Annotated in this window: 1 protein-coding gene; it reads right to left on the reverse strand. The window is 34.4% G+C overall.

Annotation, left to right across the window (positions count from 1 at the left end; translation table 11 throughout):
- Positions 1–236 precede the first annotated feature (236 nt).
- Entirely contained in the window at positions 237–923 is a 687-nt protein-coding gene (locus OO013_RS20080) for a hypothetical protein (RefSeq protein ID WP_266058918.1), read from the reverse strand.
- Between the last annotated feature and the right edge of the window lie 272 nt (positions 924–1,195).

Consider the following 1,195-nt stretch of genomic DNA (forward strand, 5'->3'; position numbering starts at 1 on the left):
CCATAATAGTTTTTACTTTCCAAGGCATAGCAGTATGATTTTAGATCAATCAATTTACTATGTAGAAAGTGTAAACTATGTCCCTTTAACTCTGTAAAGGATGTCCCTTTATCGTACCTTATGGATCACAACGTTAAATGTATGAGTTGTGGCGGATTATCGTGATGGGACAGTGAAATCCAGCGAGAATCCGGCGCTTGAGCTGACTCTTCAGCCGGCATAACTTATACAAATTGTTATACTTTGTTTTTTAATTCTCTGTTTAAATCTGATTTAGTCTTTTCAATAATATCGTTCCAAGTCTCCATAATGTCATCATAAATGCGTTCCTCATTAGTCTTTAACCAATTGACATAGTATTTAATGTTTTGCAGGTGAAAGCTTAATTCATTCTTTTGTTTGTTTTTTTCATCAAGAGCTGTGTAAATAATATCTACATATAGTTTCAGTACATTGTCAGCTTCGGTAGAATACTTTGGTGGATTAAAATCATGCACTAAAGGGTGCCATTGATACCATCCGTAGTGGTAGTGTCTCTCTGAAACATGGAATCGACTTTCACATTTATTACATTTTAAACCATAAACATTCGTATAATCTCCAATCCCTTTTGCAAACAATTCAATTGTTGGATTTTCACCTTCTTTGTTCGGGTCAAAATCAGAGTATGATTTAAAGTATAAATCACATGTGCATTTTGTGTTATTACTTAATATTAACTCTCTATGGAAATCGATTATTTCAATTGGAAATTCATAGAACCTATTATTTGTAGCAAAAGCACCACCTAAATCAAAATTTCTAGTTGCATTATAAATGTCATCCCTATGAGCTATTAATAAAGTAATTACATCTTCATTCTGGCTATTATTAATTATATCCAATCCTGATTTTCTAATTAGCCCGACATCTCGAGATGTCATGTCATTTACTATATTTTTAATATTAAGCATCAATAAAGTATAACTTTCGATGTATGAGTTGGGGCGGATTATCGTGCCGATTTCGCGTCCGATAGGACAGTGAAATCCAGCGAGAATCCGGCGCTTGAGCTGACTCTACAGCCGACATAACTGCATAGTTCCCATGATATAATCCGAACCCGTAAAATAAGGGTAAACCAAACGAAAAACACCATGGGAACAGGATTAAAGTTATTCATTGGAATTGATGTTCACAAGCGTCAATGGAGTGT

The sequence above is a fragment of the Mangrovivirga halotolerans genome (assembly GCF_026241165.1).
In the GTDB taxonomy this organism is placed as follows: Bacteria; Bacteroidota; Bacteroidia; order Cytophagales; family Cyclobacteriaceae; genus Mangrovivirga; species Mangrovivirga halotolerans.